The 19,824-nt window shown below is 55.0% G+C and carries 16 protein-coding genes; 3 read left to right on the top strand and 13 right to left on the bottom strand.

The annotated features are described in order from the left end of the window. Positions 1-38: 38 nt before the first annotated feature. The 8 genes from LBW88_RS25240 to LBW88_RS25205 form a co-directional block, all read right to left on the bottom strand. Positions 39-1,367, bottom strand: a complete 1,329-nt coding sequence (locus LBW88_RS25240) for an NAD(P)/FAD-dependent oxidoreductase (RefSeq protein ID WP_224934671.1) — start codon at positions 1,365-1,367, stop codon at positions 39-41. A 12-nt stretch (positions 1,368-1,379) separates the two neighbouring features. Beyond that, positions 1,380-2,084, bottom strand: coding sequence for an SDR family NAD(P)-dependent oxidoreductase (locus LBW88_RS25235; protein WP_224934669.1), 705 nt, complete (start codon positions 2,082-2,084; stop codon positions 1,380-1,382). A gap of 17 nt (positions 2,085-2,101) precedes the next feature. Continuing rightward, the gene (locus LBW88_RS25230) at positions 2,102-3,424 is read right to left on the bottom strand and encodes an NAD(P)/FAD-dependent oxidoreductase (protein ID WP_224934667.1); all 1,323 of its coding nucleotides are present in this window, start codon (positions 3,422-3,424) and stop codon (positions 2,102-2,104) included. Positions 3,425-3,439: 15 nt separating this feature from the next. Continuing rightward, complete coding sequence (locus tag LBW88_RS25225) at positions 3,440-4,324, bottom strand: ABC transporter permease (protein WP_224934665.1); 885 nt, start codon at positions 4,322-4,324, stop codon at positions 3,440-3,442. A 10-nt stretch (positions 4,325-4,334) separates the two neighbouring features. Beyond that, on the bottom strand, positions 4,335-5,285 hold the full coding sequence (locus LBW88_RS25220; protein WP_224934663.1) for an ABC transporter permease: 951 nt from the start codon (positions 5,283-5,285) through the stop codon (positions 4,335-4,337). A gap of 18 nt (positions 5,286-5,303) precedes the next feature. Continuing rightward, positions 5,304-6,980, bottom strand: a complete 1,677-nt coding sequence (locus LBW88_RS25215) for a peptide ABC transporter substrate-binding protein (RefSeq protein ID WP_224934661.1) — start codon at positions 6,978-6,980, stop codon at positions 5,304-5,306. A 31-nt stretch (positions 6,981-7,011) separates the two neighbouring features. Next, complete coding sequence (locus LBW88_RS25210; protein ID WP_224934659.1) at positions 7,012-8,340, bottom strand: NAD(P)/FAD-dependent oxidoreductase; 1,329 nt, start codon at positions 8,338-8,340, stop codon at positions 7,012-7,014. 99 nt (positions 8,341-8,439) lie between these two features. After that, positions 8,440-8,946 carry a MarR family winged helix-turn-helix transcriptional regulator gene (locus LBW88_RS25205; RefSeq protein WP_224934657.1) on the bottom strand — a complete coding sequence of 169 codons (507 nt, stop codon included), beginning with the start codon at positions 8,944-8,946 and terminating at the stop codon, positions 8,440-8,442. 218 nt (positions 8,947-9,164) lie between these two features. On the opposite strand from LBW88_RS25205, the gene LBW88_RS25200 reads away from it, so the two are divergent. Then, the gene (locus tag LBW88_RS25200; protein WP_224934655.1) at positions 9,165-10,787 is read left to right on the top strand and encodes a dipeptide ABC transporter ATP-binding protein; all 1,623 of its coding nucleotides are present in this window, start codon (positions 9,165-9,167) and stop codon (positions 10,785-10,787) included. A 229-nt stretch (positions 10,788-11,016) separates the two neighbouring features. Then, on the top strand, positions 11,017-12,213 hold the full coding sequence (locus tag LBW88_RS25195; protein ID WP_224934653.1) for an MFS transporter: 1,197 nt from the start codon (positions 11,017-11,019) through the stop codon (positions 12,211-12,213). Positions 12,214-12,285: 72 nt separating this feature from the next. On the opposite strand, the gene LBW88_RS25190 is transcribed toward LBW88_RS25195, so the two are convergent. Next, the gene (locus LBW88_RS25190; RefSeq protein ID WP_224934651.1) at positions 12,286-13,197 is read right to left on the bottom strand and encodes a LysR family transcriptional regulator; all 912 of its coding nucleotides are present in this window, start codon (positions 13,195-13,197) and stop codon (positions 12,286-12,288) included. Positions 13,198-13,442: 245 nt separating this feature from the next. Here LBW88_RS25190 and LBW88_RS25185 point away from each other — a divergent pair, with 245 nt between their 5' ends. After that, a complete protein-coding gene (locus tag LBW88_RS25185; RefSeq protein WP_224934711.1) occupies positions 13,443-13,583 on the top strand; it encodes a DUF2256 domain-containing protein in 141 nt (46 codons plus the stop codon). A 14-nt stretch (positions 13,584-13,597) separates the two neighbouring features. Here LBW88_RS25185 and LBW88_RS25180 read toward each other — a convergent pair whose 3' ends face one another. The 4 genes from LBW88_RS25180 to LBW88_RS25165 form a co-directional block, all read right to left on the bottom strand. Further along, positions 13,598-15,049, bottom strand: a complete 1,452-nt coding sequence (locus tag LBW88_RS25180) for a sugar porter family MFS transporter (protein ID WP_224934649.1) — start codon at positions 15,047-15,049, stop codon at positions 13,598-13,600. A gap of 262 nt (positions 15,050-15,311) precedes the next feature. Next, positions 15,312-15,899, bottom strand: a complete 588-nt coding sequence (locus LBW88_RS25175; protein ID WP_224934647.1) for a pyridoxamine 5'-phosphate oxidase family protein — start codon at positions 15,897-15,899, stop codon at positions 15,312-15,314. 178 nt (positions 15,900-16,077) lie between these two features. Continuing rightward, positions 16,078-18,288, bottom strand: a complete 2,211-nt coding sequence (fhuE, locus tag LBW88_RS25170; RefSeq protein ID WP_224934645.1) for a ferric-rhodotorulic acid/ferric-coprogen receptor FhuE — start codon at positions 18,286-18,288, stop codon at positions 16,078-16,080. A 412-nt stretch (positions 18,289-18,700) separates the two neighbouring features. Further along, on the bottom strand, positions 18,701-19,708 hold the full coding sequence (locus LBW88_RS25165) for a LacI family DNA-binding transcriptional regulator (protein WP_224934643.1): 1,008 nt from the start codon (positions 19,706-19,708) through the stop codon (positions 18,701-18,703). Positions 19,709-19,824 lie beyond the last annotated feature (116 nt).

Genomic DNA, 19,824 nt, shown 5'->3' with positions numbered 1-19,824 from the left:
ACGTGGCAGGCCCGGCCCTCTTACCGTTCAGCCCATTATCACAGCCAGTGCTGGGCCCGAACCACTTCGCCATCGGTGAAACGACTAAAACGGAATGCGTGCGGATCCACCGACGGCGTGCTGTTGGTCACCAGGTCGGCCATGAGCTGCCCGGCCCCCGGCCCGATGCCAAAACCGTGGCCGGAGAATCCGGTGGCGAGGAACAGGCCAGGCTGGTTGCCGATAGCAGAAATCACCGGAATGGCATCCGGCAGGGTATCGATATAGCCGCCCCAGCTCTGTTCGATCGGTAATGTCCCCAACTGCGGCAACGTCTGCACCAGGTTACTGGCGATGGTGTTCACCACCGTCGCTTCCGGCTGTGGAGCCAGCACGCGGATACGTTCATAGAGTGAGATTTTATCCGGTGTGCCCGGCTGCCAGCGCGTCAGCTCCTGCCAGAAACGGCTGCCGAGACGCAGGTTAATATTCTGCCGCTCGGCGCGAAAGGCGGGCATATACTGGCGCGCAAAGCGCAGGCTGTCCGGCGTGATATCGCTGATGCTGGTCGCAGAAGTGGCGACCGTCAGCCCGCCGTCCTGCCGTTTACGCAGCGCGACCTTGCCAAAGCTTACGCAGATGCCAGGGTCGTAATCGGTCGGCCCGGTGCGCAGTACGGTGCTCAACACTTTGAGCTGCGGAAGCGTCAGGCCACAGCCCTGCATCAGGAGCCGCGACCACGCACCGCCAGCGACCACCACAGATTGACAGCGAATAATGCCGCGCTCCGTCACGACCTCACTCACTTTTCCCCCCGCGCGTTCGATACTGCGTACCGCGCAGTGCTGCTGCAGATTTAGCCCCAGTGCCTGAGCCGCTTTCACCATCGCCGGAGCCGCCTTCTGCGGTTCGGCACGACCATCCAGCGCGGTAAACAACACGCCGTTAAAATCCCCCTGCAGGCCAGAGAAACGCGACTTGAGCTTTGCCCCGTCGAGCAGTTCGCTATGAATATCCTGCTGCTGCGCCTCACGGCACCACTGCTGGTAGCGCTGCCACTGTGCTTCGGAGCGCGCGGCATAAGCAATCCCGGTAATGGCAAATCCGGTATCCTGCTGCACGCGCTGGTTCATCTCGCCCCACAGTTGCATGCTGAGATTAATTAACGGCAGCTCACGCAGGTCACGCCCGGTTCGGCGGCACCAGCCCCAGTTGCGGCTCGACTGTTCAGCCGCCACACGCCCTTTCTCCAGCAGAACCGTTGGTACACCGCGTGATACCAGCGACAGCGCGGTGGCCACGCCGATAATCCCACCGCCAATCACCAACACTTCTGTCTGCGACGGGAAGTCCGGCGACGAGCTCACTAACTCTACATTCGGTCCCATATAATTTTGCCTCTAATACTGGTCTTCAACCGTCCAGTTAACCGGGATTTCCGCGATACTGGCGCTGTTCGGCAGCATCAATAAGGTGCGTACCAGCACGGCAATATCTTCTGGCTGCGTCATTTTTTCCGCCGGAATCTCGGTCAGTGCAGTGCCCATATCCGTGGCGACAAATCCAGGGCAGATAGCGGTGGCACGAATACCGTCTTGATCTCCAATTCGGCGCAGGGCATGAGCCAGTGCCAGTGCCGCAAAATTGCTCATCGCGTACAGTCCGGACTGCGCCGACTTCACCCGCTTCCCTGAGAGCGATACCAGCATCACCACCCGCCCTTCACCACTGAGCGCCAGATACTGCCAGGCTTTGCGGCTGAGACGCATCGGCGCTTTGACGTTGACTGAGAATTGGGTATCGAATTCTTCGTCGCTGGCCTCCAGCACTGAACGTGGAATCATCACTCCGGCGTTGTGGATCAACGCATCAATGCGTCCAAACTTCGCCAGTGTCTGGGCGATCCACTCTTCGTCACTGGCAGGGTCAAGCGCGTCATAGCGGCAGTTTATCTGGCGGTCTGGATGAGGATGGCCAACCTCCTGCGGCGCTCTGCAGCCCAGGCTCACCGCCCATCCCGCTTTAAGTAATTCGGTGGCAATCGCCGCCCCGATCCCCCGGCTGGCTCCGCTGATCATTGCCACGCGCTGTGTTGTCACTACCATCTCTGCTCCCCCGTTTATCAGGCATGAGGCGGCAGCGCCGCCCCTTGTAATTTGCTGCGTAACCAGTCGCGGCTGCGATACCAACGCAGCGTGAGTTGCGGACCGAAACCCATCCAGAAGGGTGCGCGGTGCAGCGGTTCGATTTTGAGCGCCAGCTGGTTTTCTGGTATGTCGAGTGCCCACTCGCTGAGGATCGAACCGAGCATGCTACCGGTCGGCACACCACGCCCGGAAAGCCCGGTTACCGCGACAACACCCGGCGCCAACTGGTACAGGCGTGGAATGGTGCGCTGTTGCATATCCAGCTCGCCAAACCACAGATAATCCCAGCGCAGCTGTTCTGTTATCTGCGGATGCAACCACTTCAGGCGCTCGCTCATAATCTGGTGCGTCAGCGTCATATCGCGCCCACGCTGTCCCATCGGAAACATGGAAGCGACGATGCGTCCTTCGGCGTTGTACTTGTAGACATAGATGTCGCCACGCCCATCATGGAGAGTGGTGTTGTCTGGCAATACGCTGCGGCGCGTGGCGGCGCTTAGCGGTTGGGTGGCGGCGACAAATACCTTCATGATCTTGAAGCTGTGTTCAAGCTGCGGCCAACCCGCTACGGTGTAAGCCCCGGTAGCGAAAATCACCTTCTCCGCCAGCACGCTGCCTTGCGCGGTTTTTACCCGCCAACGTTGGCCGTGCTTCACGACCTCGCTGACTGCCGAACCAATATATACAGACCCACCTTCCTGTTGCACCGCGCGCGCCAGTCCGCGTGCATAGCCAAGCGGATTAAGGTGCCCACCTTCAGGGTGATACCAGCCGCCGTAAAAGCGCGAGCTGCCGCTCATCGCTTCGGCCTCCTTCGCAGTCAACAATCGGGTGTTCGCTCCAGCGGCGTTATAGTCACGCACCTTCTCAGCAATGGTTTTCAGTGCGCCAGGATACGCTGCCGCCTGGATATAGCCGTTCTGCTGCCATTCACAATCAATCTGATAGCGGTCGATCATCGCCGTCACACGTTGATTGGCCTGCGTCTGCCGGGAAATGAGCCGCTCTGCCCAAGGCGCGCCGAGCAGTTTGTGTAACTGAGGCAGGCTGAAGTGGGTAAAGGTTGGCGTGCAGTGCCCGGCGTTACGGCCGGAACCCCCAAACCCTGCTTCCTGCGCCTCGAGCAGCACCACTGTCACGCCCTGCTGCGCCAGCTCCAGCGCGGTGGTCAACCCGGTGTAGCCGCCGCCAACCACGCAGACATCGGCCTGCACCTCACCAGCTAGAACGGGGCTTTCCGGGGCGGCTGCGGCCGTGGCGAACCATAACGATTGTTCAAATGGGGAAAAATGCGCCATGTTCTCGCTCTCCGATTAATGCTGGCTGCGGCTGTCTAACGCATCACGCAGGCCGTCACCAATACAGTTAAAACAGGTCACCGCGAGGGTGATCGCCAGACCCGGAGCCAGAGCAAGCCAGGGTGCACGCACCAGATATTGTTGCGCCCCGTTCAGCATATTTCCCCAGCTTGGCAGCGGCGGCTGGATGCCGTAGCCAAGGAAGCTAATGTAGGCTTCCAGCAAAATGGCACGCGCCACGGTCAGCGTGGCGGCGACGATAATCGGCCCGACCACGTTGGGCAGCAGTTCACGAAACATGATCCAGCGTCCGGAGAGGCCGAGCATTTTCGCCGCCAGAATAAACTCGCGCTCGCGCAGAGAACGCACTTCGGTTTCGACGATGCGCGCCACCTCCATCCAGCTGGTAATGGCGATGATCACGGTGATCATCATCGGACTGGGTTTGAGAAATGCCGCCAGCGCCAGCAGCAGAAACACGCTGGGAAAAGAGAGAAAGGCATCAACAATGCGCATCAGCACATTGCCCGTGCGACCGCCGTAATAACCCGCGACGATGCCGATGGTGGCACCGAAGGCGATACTGAGCAGCATGGCGAAGAAGCCGACCAGCAACGAGATGCGACCGGCCATCAGCACGCGCGCCAGGGTGTCTCGCCCGAGCGGATCGGTGCCCAAAAGGTGCCATCCGGTGAGCGGTGGAGCAAAGCGATTACGCAGATCGATATGCAGATCGTCAAACGGCAGTAGCATTGGGCCAAATGTGCAGGCCAGCACCATCAATACGATCAAGATAAGGCCTGCACAGGCCAGTTTATGGCGCATAAAACGTCGTAGCGTGCGGTTTTGCCACCAACGTGAAGCGCCCGCATCGGGGTTCATAACAGAAGTCGCAGACATCATTTTCTCCTTAAGCCGGACGGATGCGCGGGTCAACCAGGGCAGTGATAACATCCGCCGCCAGATTACCGATCAGCACCATCATTGCCGAGAACATCAGCAGCCCCATGACCACCGGATAATCGCTGTAGCCGAGGCTGTCCAGGAAAAGTCGCCCCATGCCCGGCCAGGTAAACACGGTTTCCGCCACCAGCGCGCCGCCGAGGATCATCGGCAATTGCATTCCGGCCAGTGCAATCATCGGCAACAGCGCGTTACCCACCACGTGGCGCAACAACACGCGCCGTGGCGACAGCCCTTTAGCGCGGGCCGTTTTCACAAAGTCCTGGTTGATGGTTTCGAGCGTCGCGCTGCGCATATAGCGGCTCCAGACGGCAACGTCGACGAAGGTCAGCACCATCACCGGCAGCACCAGGTGGTGCAACACATCGGTAAAGGAGCCATCGCCGACGGTGTACATATTGCCGGCCGGGAACCACTGCAGCTTGAGCGCGAAAATATAGATCGCCACCAGCCCGAACCAGAATGTCGGGATCGACAGGGCGATCATCGAGGCCATGGTTGCCACATCATCAAACAGGCTGTAACGTTTCACTGCGCTTTTCACCCCGACCCAGCCGCCAATACTGACCGCCAAGATGGTCGAGGTGACCATCAGAAGTAGCGTAGCGGGTACGTGAGAAAAGATAACCGCAAGCACCGGCTGCCCGTCGCGATAGGATCGTCCCCAGTCGCCGCGCAGCAGATGCGTCAGCCAGTCCCAGTACTGCACCGGCAGCGGCCGATTCAGGCCCATCTGCTCGGCCAGTCGATCCAGCGCCTCCTGGCTCATGCCCGGCGTCAGCGCGTACTGTGACAGCGGCCCGCCGGGAGCCAGCGTCAGCGCAGCAAAACCAATCAGCGACACCAGAAAAAGCAGTATCACGCTCTGGCCCAGTCGCCGTAGCAGAAAGCCCAGCATAGAACCTCTCTTATGGCGTTACGCCCAATACCAGGTAGCGACATTCCAGCTGTCGATGCGCACGTTTACGTTAGGGATGACATTGGTTGCGCCCTGCTTGTGGCCACGCACGTTGGCGAATGGGAACAGCGGCAGGAACGGCATATCGTGACGCACGATCTCCTGGATTTGGTTGTAGACCGCCTTGCGCTCCTCCGGTACAAACAGCGTGCTACCTTTGGTGAGCAGATCGTCAACCGCTTTACTCTGATACTGGAAGGTGTTCTGCCCTGCCCCGCCTTTCGCCGGGATCGAGGTCGACCGCAGGTAGTCGGAGGTATCCGGGTCGGCTCCGGTGAGGAAGCTCATGCCGACGATCACCGTATCGAATTTCGACATCATCCAGTATTCGCCCCACATCACTGCCGGCGGCAGGTTGGCGATCTTCATCTCAATACCGATATCCTGGAATGACTGCTGCAAGAACTGCTGCATCTGCTCACGTAGATGATTGCCCGCGGTCGTGGAGTTGGTGAACGCCAGACGCACGCCATTTTTCTGGCGTATTCCATCGGAACCGGTTTTCCAACCCGCTTTATCCAGCAAGGCTTTAGCCTTGTCAGGGCTGAACTCGTGTTTAGGCAGATTTGGATTGAAGTAAGCGGAGCCGGGCGGCATATAGGTTTCGGTCGGTTTTGGCAGGCCGTAGTAGAGCGAATCGATAATCGTCTGCTTGTCGATGGCGTAATAGATCGCCTGGCGCACTTCCAGCTCCTGGAATTGCGGGCGCCCCAGGTTAAAGGCGAAGTTCTCAATGGTTGAGCTGGAGGAAACGTCCACCACTTTGCCCGGCAGTTTTTTCGCATCGTCATAATGATCAGCCGAAATCCATTGCAGCCCCACCACGTCGATATCACCAGAGGCAAACTGGGTGTACATCACGTTGAGGTCCGGAATGTATTTGTACACCACGCGCTCCAGACCTGGCCCACCAGTGAAGTAGTCGGTATTTGCCACCAGCTCAATATGGTCTCCGGGCACGCGCTGCTGCCACTTAAACGGCCCGGTTCCGATCGGTGCGTTATTAAACGGCGCGCTGTTTTTATCTTTTACCGGGCCGAGAATGTGCTGCGGCACAATAAAGGTAGACGCGAGGATCGCCGGATAAGGCGCAAACGGTTTATCCATGCGCCAGCTGATTTCAGTCGGTGAGATGACTTTGATATCGCGTACCAGTTCGTGCCCGGTTTTGCGCCAGCTGCGAAAATCCGGATCGACCAGTAACTCCAGCGTGAACTTCACGTCATCAGCGGTGAAGGGTTTGCCGTCGTGCCACTTCACCCCATCGCGCAGTTTGATATGGAACTGTAACCCATCGGCTGAGATACCGCCGTTCGCCACCGTTGGTACTTCCTTCGCCAGCGACGGTGTAAAATCGCCTTTGTCGTTGATGGCAAAAAGCGGGTCGAAAATGCTGAAGTGAATGCCCTCATCGACTTCGATGTGCGGCAGATGCGGGTTGAGTACTGTCGGCTCTTGTGAGAAGCCGATCACCATCTGGCCTTTGCGCATGGTGGGCGTCGCGACTGCCGCGGCAAAGGCCTCACCGAAACTGAACATCGGCGGCAGCGCCGCCGAAGCCGCCCCAACCACAAGGTAAGTCAGCGCTTTACGTCGGGAGAGATGCGGCAGCATGTCATCAAACTTTTTAGTCATCTGGATTCCTCTGGTCAGGTTAATGCGGGCGTCAAACGCCGCTGAGAATTTCTATTTTTGAGCCATCTGAAAAACGCGAATAACGAAACGCATGCGGATCGACGATCGGCGAACGCCCCAGCACCAGGTCAGCCATCAAACGCCCGGCAGCGGGACCAATGCCAAAGCCATGACCGGAAAAGCCGGTGGCGATAAAAAAACCGGGTTTACTATCGACGGCGGAAATCACCGGAACGGCATCAGGCACCACGTCGATGCAGCCCGCCCAATACTGCGCGACCTTTGCCGGTTGAAACGCAGGCAGATGCTGCTGAAGCTGCGCCAGGGCGCAATCGGCCATCGCATAAGACGGGATGGGGTCTAGCACGCGGCAGTATTCAAACGGCGAGGCGCGATCCATCTTCCAGAGGCGATCCAGACGCGCTTCATCGAGAAAGCGGCCACCCAAGCGAAAGCGCAACGAGCGCCATTCGCTTTTTAACGCGGGGAGAAAATCGTGTGCGTAGCGGAACGCGTCCGGCACTAAATCCGAGAGGTTTTCGTGACCAGACGCCACGGTATATCCTCCGTCCTGGCGCTTGCGAATGGCGAATCCATGGCACCACAGCGCCTCGGTCGGGCCCTCTAACGGCGCTGTACGGATCACGCTGTTGATCACCTTGAGCTGCGGCAATCGCAAATCATGGCGTGAGGTAAAAAGCGAAGACCACGCCCCGCCCGCCAGCACTACGCTTTGACAGGCGATTTCACCGCGCTCGGTGATGACTGAGGAAACTCGCCCAGCAGAGGTTTCCACACCCCGTACCGCACATTCGGTGAGAATAAATGCGCCGTTGCGTCTAGCCGCTTCGGCTATCGCCGGAGCCACTTTCTGCGGCTCGGCGCGGCCATCTTCCGGGGTATACAGCGCACCTACGGCCCCAATGCGGTTACCGGGAAACTTCTGATTAAACTGCCCGGCATCCAGCATTTTCGAGGTGACCGGATAGCCCTTTACCTGTTGCAACCACTGCTGGTTCTGATCAATCTGTTCCTGGTTATGGCAGGCAAACACGATGCCCGCGCGGGTATAACCCGTGTCGGCTTCGATGCGCTGGTCGAGCGATTGCCAGATTGACAGCGCTTGTGCCATCAAGGGGATTTCACGCGGGTCGCGGCGTGAGATGCGTACCCAGCCCCAGTTCCGGCTCGACTGTTCATGCCCAATCTGCCCCTTTTCACACAACGCTACGCGCAGCCCCTGCTCGGCCAACTCCAGTGCCGTCGAGGTGCCAATAATCCCGCCGCCTATGACGACGACATCAACGCTTTTCGGTAACACTTCATCGCCGTGAACCGGCACCACTCGTGGACCAGGCATTATCTTATTTCCCAGTTTAATATTTCATTGATAAAAGCCGAGAGCCTTCTCAGGGTATTTATCACCCTGTAACAGTGAGACGTGAAATAAATAACTCAGCTAAATAAAACGAATATCGCTGCGTTGCTGACGATGCCAGCACATTATTTTATTAAACAGATTGAGCATCAGCGCTTTTTCATCCTCGCTGACCATATGAAAGAATTCACGGTCCTGCTGCTGGGTTAACGCCACCACGTTCTGCGCCAGCTTTTGACCCTTGCCAGTCAGATACAGGGCCTGCGAACGCTGGTCTTCCGGGTCGCTCTGGCGCATCACCAGCCCCTGCTGCACCATTTTATCGACCAGACGGCCCATTGAGGAACGGTCACGCATAATCAGGTCGGCAATGACAGAGGGACGGATGCCTGGATGGCGGGAAACAATCAATAAGGTACTGATTTTACCGGTTCCTTTAGCCACATCAAGGCCGGAAAGTTTGTTATCGAGATCGCGGGAGACGGCAATGTTGATGCTGCGGATATAAAAACTTAACAGGCTTTCCAGGCCGCCCAGGTCGTGAAACGTGGCGGCTTCAGATTCAGTTTCACGGGCAACTTCCGTCATCGTTCCACCTCGCGGGCTTCAGGGCTAACCGGATAATTCGTGACTGCGAAATCAGTATTAATGGATTTAGTGGACAGTCACAACTAATTTTGCCATAGGATTTTGTGATTACTTACTGAACAGTTAATTTACATCGCACCATAATAAAACGATCTTTCCGGCCACATAATGCCGATGCTAATTTAACTTACCGACCACTTTTCAGTGCGAGAGTATATATGGCCCAGCCTCAGTCGGCTTTATTATCGGTTCGTCATTTAACGGTTTCATTGCCCAAAGGGATGGATCGCGCCTGCGCGGTAGAGGATATTTCTTTTGACCTGATGCCAGGAGAGATGCTGTGTATTATCGGCGAGTCTGGCTCGGGTAAATCGGTGACGGCACATGCGGCGATGGGACTGCTACCGCCCGCGCTGACTGTCACCCAGGGCGAGATGCGCCTCAAGGACGTCGATTTGCTAACCGCCTCGCCCGGCCTGCTGCGCAATCTGCAAGGCAAATCCATCGCCATTATCTTCCAGGACCCGCTGTCGGCACTGAATCCGATTATGACCATCGGCAAGCAGATTGCCGAGGTGATGGAAGCGCATAATGAAGGCACGCCACCGTTGCGCCAGCAAAAGGTGCTTTCGCTGCTGACCGAGGTCGGTCTGCCGGAGCCTGAGACCGTGCAGCATCAGTATCCCTTCAACCTGTCTGGTGGTCAGCGCCAACGCGTGATGATCGCCATGGCACTGGCGCTGGATCCTGACGTTTTGATAGCCGATGAGCCAACCACCGCGCTCGACGTCACCACCCAGGCGCAGATTTTACAGCTGATCCGCACTCTGCAAACGCGCAAGCAGATGAGTGTGATGTTTATCACCCACGATTTTGGCGTGGTGCAGGAGATCGCCGACCGTGTGATCGTGATGCGCAGCGGACAGATTGTGGAAGAGGGCCCGGCCGAAAAGGTACTCAGTTCCCCCGCTCATCCATACACTCGACAGCTGATTGCTGCCGTGCCGCATCTGCGTCAGGACGAGCGCGCGCGCAAAGATCACCAGCCCATCGTGCTGGAGGCGGTTGATCTGTGTAAGACCTATCGTAAATCTTCCGAATTTTTTAGCCGTGGCCGGGAGGTGCGCGCCCTGAATAAGGTCAGCTTTATATTGCGCAAAGGGCAGACGCTGGGCGTGGTCGGCGAGTCTGGATCAGGCAAGTCATCACTCGGACGCCTTTTGGTAAAGCTGCTTGCCGCTGACTCAGGACAAATCCGCTTCGACGGCCGCGATATTGTGCCGATCCCCGAAGTGGAATTCCGCCCGCTGCGTCCGCTCATTCAGATGATTTTTCAGGATCCCTTCGCTTCTCTCAATCCGCGCCACACCATCGGCACTATTCTCTCCGTCGGCCCGCTCACGCATGGCGGCATGACGGCGACAGAGGTGCGAAAAAAAGCGCTACGCCTGCTGTCTTTGGTCGGCCTGGAACCCAGCGCCTATGAGCGCTATCCGCACGAGTTTTCCGGCGGTCAGCGCCAGCGCATTGGCATTGCCCGCGCCCTGATGTTTGACCCGCTGTTGCTGGTTGCCGACGAATCTGTGTCGGCGCTGGATGTTTCCGTGCAGGCGCAGGTATTAGCGCTGCTTGAAGAGGTGCAGCAGAAAACCCAGGTATCGATTCTTTTTATCACCCACGACCTGCGCGTCGCCAGCCAGATCTGTGACGACATTATCGTGCTGTACAAAGGCGATGTGGTTGAAACGGGCACCCCGCAACAGGTCTTCAGCGCGCCACAGCACAGCTACACGAAATCCTTAGTCGCGGCGATCCCGGGCAAGGATGTCGCAGGGTTGTAGGGTTATTTTTAGGGGCGGTCTCATTTTGTGAGCCGCTCAGCCCTTAAACCTGCGACGCTAGCATTTCCCCATTGACGAATTTATGTCTCCACTTCTCCGCGCATAGTGATATTTCCGCATTTTTGAAATTCCGTAAGAATTCCCCTTCCTAAACGCCCCTCGAAATTATTCACATTGGATATTTTTGCGCGGCGGTCTTCACCTGCTCAATAACAACCTGAACATAGGTATGACAATGCAAAACAAGGGTTCACTCCTTTTACTGACGCTGTCCGTTGCCGTCTTTGGCGTCATCACCACGGAAATTGGCATCATCGGCTTACTGCCCAAACTCATCTCACAGCTGCACGTCACAGCAACGCAGGTCGGGTATCTGGTGAGCATCTACGCGGTGATTGTCGCCATCACCGGTCCTTTCATCACATTACTGCTTTCGGGTTTGAACAAGAAAACGGTGCTGCTCGCCATCCTGCTGGTGTTTGTAATTTCTAACCTGATTTATGCCACCACCGACGTTTTCAACACCATGCTGATTTTCCGCATTTTGCCTGCGCTTACGCATGCTGTGTTCTTTTCTGTTGCGCTGGTGGTCGCCACCCAGTCCGTTCCGAAAGAGAAGAGCGCGGGTGCGGCAGCCAAAATATTTGCCGGTGTGGCGATCGGGCTGGTGCTCGGCGTACCGCTGAATACGCTGCTGGCTGAACATATTTCGCTGGCTGCTGCCTTTTGGTTTGCGGCGGTGGCCTGCTTTATTGCGTTTCTCGGCATTCTGTTGTTCGTTCCCTCGCTGCCAGCAAAAGAAAAGGTCTCCTTTGCCAGCCAACTTAGCGTGCTGCGTAACGGCAAGCTGTGGCTGACCATCATCACCGTGACGATGATCTTTGCGGCGATGTTCTCCAGTTTTAGCTACGTGGCCGATTACCTTGCTGGCATTACGCATCTGAACAACAACACCATCAGTGGATTGTTGCTGGTATTTGGCATCTGCGGCTTCATTGGTAACTTCGTGTTCAGCAGTTTTCTGCAGAAAAACGTAGTGAAAACCACCCACCTCTATCCGCTGTTATTTGCGCTGGTACTGGTGTTGATCTGGATAACGGGCAGCTCCTTACTGGCCATGTGCCTGTTGACTGTTTTCTGGGGTGCATTCCACTCCTCGGGGCTGGTGATTAGCCAGACATGGCTGATGCGTGAAGCCAGCCAGGCACCCGAATTTGCCAACAGTCTTTACATGTCGTTTTCCAATCTCGGCATCACCATTGGTTCCCTGGCTGGCGGCTGGTTTATTGCCGAGTTTGGCACCCGATCGGTGGTATTGAGCAGCATCATTTTTGCCGTGCTGGCGTTTATCAGCATCTTCATAAAACAGCGTGCTGACAATGCGGAGCATCGTTCCGGAGCCTTACGCTCAGCCAGACAGAGTTAAGTAACAAGCTGCCATTAGGTCGGCAAAATTTCGCCTTCGATCGGGGGCGAAATTGTTTTCTCTCATGCTGACTCAGTCCAGCAATCCCTCTTCCGCCGCCTTAACCAGCGTATCCACCATAAAGCGGATTTTGGGCAGCAGCTGACGGCTTTTCGGCCATAAGGCACTCACCGGCATTTCCCCTCCTGCATGTCCACTCAGCACTTCAACCAGTTCCCCACTAGCAAGATATTTCCCGACCAGCCACAGCGGCAGCTGAGACAATCCGCACCCGGCGAGCACAGCCGCCAGCATCGCATCGCCATCAGCAAATTCATGCGTCGCCGGCGGCGTAAAGCGTGTGACTTGCCCCAGGCTGTTTTTCAGCAGCCAAATTTTCGGTTCATTGCGACGAAGGCCAACGATACATTGGTGGTGACTCATATCAGCAGGTTCAGCGGGCACGCCGGCCCGTTGCAGGTAATCAGGAGAGGCACAGATAACCAGCTTCTGCGTTGTCAGACGCCGTCCTATCAGTCCGCTACTGTCAGCCAGCTCACCAATACGGACCACCAGGTCGATTCCTTCCTCTATAGGATCGACAAATCGTTCACTGAACGTCACGGTCATGGAGAGTTCCGGATACTGACGTAGCGTGCGCAGCAGATGAGGCAGGATGCGCTGCCTGCCAAACGCGGCAGGCAGATCTATCCTTAATCGTCCGGAAGGTTCCGCAATATGCGAAGTCAGCTCAGCCTCTGCCTGCTCCAGAATCTCAATGGCGCTCTGGCTGCTTGCCAGGAATCGTTCGCCATCCGGTGTCAGACTAAGACGTCGGGTCGAACGCAGGAACAGCTCAACGCCAAGTCGCGCCTCAAGTCGGCCGACACTTTTAGCCACAGCCGATTTGGTGAGCCCCAGTCGTTCAGCGGCTGCGGTGAAACTGCCGTGCTGGGCCGTAGCCACGAACGCCGTGATCCCCCCAAGATGGTCGGTTTTACGCATGGAATGAGTTCCTGAATGATAGGTTGGCTTCCGTTTGGGGAATAAACTGTCGGCAAGGCGACAAGCGGTGATTGTGGAATAAATGTATTCAATGGTGGGTTTGAATGCCAGTTAATCGCGATATTGGTGATGTTCTAAAATTACTATTGAGTAAAACCCGGTTAAACCTCCTTTAACTGATGAATGCTGGCCCACTTCTTCGCAGGCAACACGATATGAAAGATTTCAAAGGAAACAAAAAATCCCTGCCCGTCCGCTACTGCAAGCAGTGCCATAAACCGATGACCTGGCGTAAAAAGTGGGAAAATTGCTGGGAAGAGGTGCAGTACTGCTCAGAGCGCTGCCGCCGTGCAGGCAAAAGCCACACGGACAGCAGCGGGTCCTGACACGATGTAAACCATTACGTTGAAGTCACCGTTTCAGGATTGTTCTCGCCAAAATGTTCACGCATGTGCGATTCGATCTCTTCCAGCGATTTGCCACGGGTTTCCGGCAACATCACTGCGACAAACACCAGCGAAGCCACGTTGATGGCGGCGAAGATAAAGAACGCATTATTTCCCACCAGCGACAGCAGTGGCGGGAAAGCTAGCGCAATGATGGCGTTACATATCCACTGAAAAGCCACCGCTGAACCGGTTAACACCCCGCGCACTTTCATCGGAAACAGCTCAGACATCAGCAGCCAATACACGGGCGAAATACACATCTGCATAAAGAAGAGGAATACCAGGATGCAGGCCAGCGCCAGCAGGCTTTGCACTAAACTGTGCGGCATCAGCACCAGCACCGCTCCCAGCGCCAGCTGCATGGCGATAACAACCGATAATCCGGTGATCAGCATCGGTCGGCGACCGAAATGACTGATCGCTTTAATGCCGGCAAAGGTCGCGATCACAGATACCACGCCGTTGCCTATCGTGGCTGCGATCGACGCGCTGGTTCCCAGACCGGTACTTTTCAGAATGATGGGCGTGTAATACATAAAGGCATTCACGCCGGTGAATTGTGCAACGATCCCCATGCCACAGCCCAGCAGCAGCAATCGTACTACCCATTTTTCCTTCAGCAGTTCACGAGCAGGTGGCCCATGACGAGCTTCACGGGCGTTCTGGCGCATCTCCGCCATCTCTTTTTTGATTTCGCGCGGATTCTCACGCAATTTCCGCAGAATACGCAACGCCTCGTTAATACGCCCTTCAGCCACCATCCAGTGCGGTGAGGCCGGCACAAAAAAAGTACCCACAAACAGCAGCACGCCCGGAATCATCGCCAGCGACAGCATATAGCGCCACATGCTCGGATCATGCAGTAACAGACTCATGGCCGCACTGACGACGTAAGCCAGCAACTGACCTGACACAATCATTAACTCGTTACGGCTGACCAGCGGCGCACGATGTTTCGGACCCGCAATCTCAGCGATAAACACCGGAACGGTGGAAGATCCCCCACCCACGGCGAATCCGAGGATAAATCGCATCACCACCATGATTTCAAGATTGGGCGCGATGGTGGTGCCTAACGCACCAGCAACAAATAACACGGCCAGGCTGCGCAGCGTGATACGTCGTCCAAAGCGGTCAGAGACAAACCCGCTCGCAAAGGCCCCGAACGCTGAGCCGAACGTGAGCGCGGAAGTGACCAGCCCTTCGGTATAGGGCGTGAGATCAAGTCCGCCCTGCGAGGTCGGCAGAGTCATATAGGGAAGAGCACCGGAAATGATGCCCGTGTCATAACCGAACGCCAGCGCGCCCATGGTGGCGACTAACACCACAAAAAACAGACGTTGCTGCACGGTTAAATTGAGCGAGCCGCCATCATCCGATGGGGGCGGAGAAGAGTTTTGCATTTGAGCTTCCATGGGTTGCTAAAAACACAGCCAAAAACTGTGTAAAGAAAGGTATGAGTATAGTCAGGATTTGAAAAATGAGATCTGAGTCACGGTAAATCGTTGGACCTGAGAGGTTTGTGCAGCAGACTTTTTTTGATTTTCGAATTCAGACCGTGGGTAATCCCCCGACGTCATCCACATCACCCACAACGTGTTATTTGCGGTGCACAGATAATAAAGCGAGGCTGTTATTACGAGGGAATGGAAGGATGCAGAATCTTCAAGGGTTAACCCAGGTGAATGAAGTCAGACTTCCCGTTGCGGAATAAATCAATCGTGCCCTGCGGTTGTCATTGCGCTGAAGTTGGAACCAGTCGAGCGACTCAACCTGAAAAATCAGCACACCAAAATGGCGTTTACCGTCTTCCCCGCTCTCCTCACTTTCAGCATGTCGGTTTTGATCGCGCGGAAACAGCGATTCTTCTCCCGGCGGCCCGCCTGTATAACTCCTGCGCGTCCATACTGGCAACCCTTGCCACGTTTGCTCGGCGAGAGCGCTTGAAGGATCATGTCGTTTAAAATATCCCTGCAAGCGTAATTGCAGGCGCGATTGCGGGCAGAAACCCAATACCGTTGCGGCGGGGTTGATGGCTAATTCCTGCCATTTTGCACTGCGGATATCGGTGTGAAACTCCAAAAGCCGCTGGGCACTGTCCGTTCGTCTTAACACCATCATGCGAGCCTGTGGCTTTGATTCAGTGTCGATGGTGCAGACGTTGAGATAACGAAACCCGGCGTGGCGGTCTTTTGCTGCGTTATTCAGTTCGTGCCAGGCCATGGCATCAATATGTTCAGATTCTGGTGTCAAAACTTACGCCCTCAATTTAACGAATGACGTTAAGTATAGAGACTTGTGATTATTCATTGAGGTGTTGCAGAGTTAACTTTGCTTGAAGGGTATGGCGCTGGAACCACCGCACACCAGGCACGAAGGTTCCAGACATCAGATTATGACAGGGCCTTTCTCCGTGGAGAATTTAGCCGAATCAGAATCGGTAGTTTGCCGAGATGGAAACGTTACGCGGTTCGCCGTACACCGTGTTTCTGCCGACATCGATGTTATACTTCTTGTCGAACAGATTGTTCAGGTTGGCCTGCACGGAGAGCTGTTTGGTGACCTGATAGCGACCGAACAAATCCACCAGCGCATAACTGCCCTGCTCTGCATACAGCGTTGACGTTCCGCCTGGTCCCGCTACGTTATCCCAGGTGTGCGTCTGCCAGTTCACGCCGCCACCCACGGTCAGATCCTGCAGCATCGGCAGGCGATAGCTGGTGAACAGCTTCAGTGAAGTACGCGGCTGCGTTGGATTCAGCGCGGCATCCTCGCCATCTTTCGCCACATAGCGCGTTGCCCCGAAGGTCATCTGCAGGTTATCGGTCACTGCGCCATTGATCTCGAATTCAACGCCCTTACTCACTGTGCCGTTCTGCTCGTAGTAAGCGTAATCCGTGCTGCCTGGCACCAGCGCATAATCGGTTGCGCCCAGGTGATCCTGTTCGATACGGAACACCGCCAGCGACGCGGTGATGCGGCTGTTCATCCAGTCGCCCTTGATCCCGGTTTCATAGCTTTTACCGGTGACAGGAGAGAGATAAGCACCCTGCGCATTACGATAGGTCTGCGGTTTGAAAATCGAGGTATAGCTGGCGTAAGCGGAATAGGTGTCGTTGATGTCATACACCAAGCCTGCATACGGCGTGATGTTGTTCTTCTCCATATTCTGCGTCAGCGTGTTGGCGTTGTATTGGGTATAACGGGCGCCAAGGATCAGATGCAGCGGATCGGCCAGTGAAATGCGCGTGGCTAAGTAAGCGGATTTCTGACGGATCACATTATCCTGCGACAGCGCCTGATCGTCCCAATCCGGTTCCGGATAATTACCCCAGTCATTGAAATCACCCACGTCTGCCGAGGTGAAGCTGGTGGAGGCACTGACGTAGCGATCGTGCTGGCGGATATAAGTGACACCCGCCATTAACTCATGCTGGCGACCAAATAGCTCGTACGGACCGGTGACATAAGCGTCTGCGGTATCTTCTTTGCGTTTCGCGGTGTTGTAACCGGTGCCGCCTAACAAGTCATAGCCTGCATAAGGGCCGACGCCGATACCGGTCGATTTATCAAAGTAACCGTCGATATACAGCAGCTTACTGTCCATGGTGGCTTCAGTATGCGAGCCGCTCAGATTGAGCTCCCAGCCGTTATTAAACGTCTGCTTCAGGCTGGCAAACACCTTTTTGGAATCGCTGTTGTTATAGGCCCAATCCGGCGCGAGGTTGGTACTGCGGGAGTAGTTGGTTTTGCTGCCGTCAAGATAGAACGTCGGCAAGCCGCCCCAGGTCGCACCTTGTATGTTGGTTTCCTGGTAATCGTAACCCAGTGTCAGTGTCGTGGAATCGGTGAGATCGGCCGCGACGGTGCCATACAGGAATTTCTTCTGCGTATGGTAGTGATCCAGCCAGCTGTCGCCATCCTGATAACCTGCCACCACGCGACCACGCACATTGCCAGACTCGGTCAACGGACCGGAAAGATCGGCAACGTAGCGTTGGGTATCCCAGCTGCCGTAGCTGGCTGAAAGATTACCCTGGAACGTTTTGCTGTCTGCCTGCTTATGCACCATATTCACAGAGGCCGCCGGGCTTCCCGCGCCGGTCATCAGGCCGGTCGCACCACGCACCACTTCAACGCGATCATAAACCGCCGTGTCCGACAGGGTGTCGCCCAGGTTCCAGGCGCTATCAACCAGTGCTGGCACGCCATCGATCTGGTAGTTATCGATCATGAACCCGCGGGAGTAGAAATTGCTGCGGTTGGCGCCGGAGTTGAATTGACTGATGCCGGTGGTGTTGGTTAAGACGTCAGTTAACGTCTCCAGCTTCTGATCCTGCATGCGCTGTTTGGTGATGACCGAAACAGACTGCGGCGTGTCACGCGCGGTCAACGCTAATTTAGTGGCTGCGCGCGTAACAGGGACGTTGTAATCCGTGTCCTGGCTGCTATTACTGCTGCCGGCTGCCGCTGTGACTTCCAGCGTTTGCTCTTGGGTGCTGGTTTCAGCAGCGGAAACTTTTGGGCTGTGTAAAGCGGTGGCGACAACTAAGGCCAGTAAAGAGATTACCGGCAGCGTTTGGCCTACACCGATATGATTATTCGCCTTTAATAACCTGGCTTGACGTGAAGAACGAGACATTATCATCCTTTGAAATTTGTTATTAATGAGATGACTGGTGGGGGTTCAGATGCGCAAACGCCCACCTCCGTCAGAATGAGAGACAGAATTCCCTGTAAAACATATTTTTTTGCCTAACTTTTGAAGGGAGAGATTTTCACGTTTGCAACGTGCGCGGCTACAGGATCCCAATCCACCCAGGAAGGCGAATGAGAATTATAATTATTACAATTCGCTGAGCAAGCGTTTACTTCAATTGAGCAAAATAAACGTTAAACACACTAAATGTTTATAACCTGAAGTGATTGTTATCGAGGGAAACAATTAAAGAGGGTTAGATATTAGAATTGAAATGGATTCCTTTCTCACATTCCCAGTATGGCCGGAATTTTCTTGATTTCACATTCAGCAAACTCTAATTCAGCGATTTACACTACACGTTATAAGGCGTCACCACGTTCACCTTGGAAAAGAGATCGGTCGGCTCGATGACGGGCAGGAAACCGTGGAACGTCAACAGCGTCTGGAATACCGTTCGCGCATCGCTTCGCAGATCATGTTGAATCACCGCATTCAATTTATGATCGGTCAGCAGGAAGCGGTTTTCTTCATCGACGTCATGGCCAATATAACTGACGATATCTCGCCCGGCCTGTTTGAACGCCCGAAGAATGGCTGCATTGCCACCGCCCACGCAATAAACCGCTTTTAAATTTGGGTAATGATTTAAGGTATTCATCATGACATCGAAGGTCATTCCATCGACACCATAGCCTTCACTCACCCAGACAGGATTCAGTGAAGGTGCCATTATTTTTAAACCCTGGCAAAATCCCTTAACTCGTTCGGCCTCACCCAGGAAATGCTGGCTACTTAATACCACCGCGACATCCAGTTCAGCCTCTTTTATCCACTGTGACATTAAATAAGCGGCCGTCTTCCCTGCGACGACATTATCCATACCAACATAACGAAGGCGCTTGCTATCCGCTACGTCTGTCACAATCGTCACAACCGGCACACGGTGCCGCTGTAATTCTTCGATGGTTTTACTGATCAGTGGATTATTTTCCGCTTTTAAAATGATGCCGTAACTGTCATTGGCACATTTCAACATAAGCTTTCTCATTTCTTCCGTGTTAATAGTTTCAACACAATGAAACCGCAAACGGAGCTGAAACGAGACAAAATGACTCATTTCATCGATAAGTGCATCACAGACCAATTTACTGAATCTTTCCGGGGTATGGAGAATGACGTCAATGGGAATGGTTCTGCCAGAAGCAAGACTGGTTCGTTCTTGCAACTCTAAATCCCTAATCGCTTGTTTTATCCGGGTTTCAGTACGGGCATGTACGGCTCCTCGACCATGAAGCGCCCGGTCAACCGTCGCCTTGCTCACGCCAGCCTGAGCTGCAATTTGTTTGATGGTAAACTTCATTTTGAGGTCTTTTTGAGGTCTTTAAGTTCTTTTGTTATTTAAATGTACATGATAATGTTTCGCCGCGTAACCGAAACCGCAAAAAATTGACAATTGGTCACTAAAAATTAATATTT

Origin of the sequence: Pantoea sp. alder81, assembly GCF_020179835.1 — a bacterium.
Taxonomy (GTDB): Bacteria; Pseudomonadota; Gammaproteobacteria; order Enterobacterales; family Enterobacteriaceae; genus Pantoea.
This window is presented reverse-complemented; position numbering and strand designations above follow the sequence as displayed.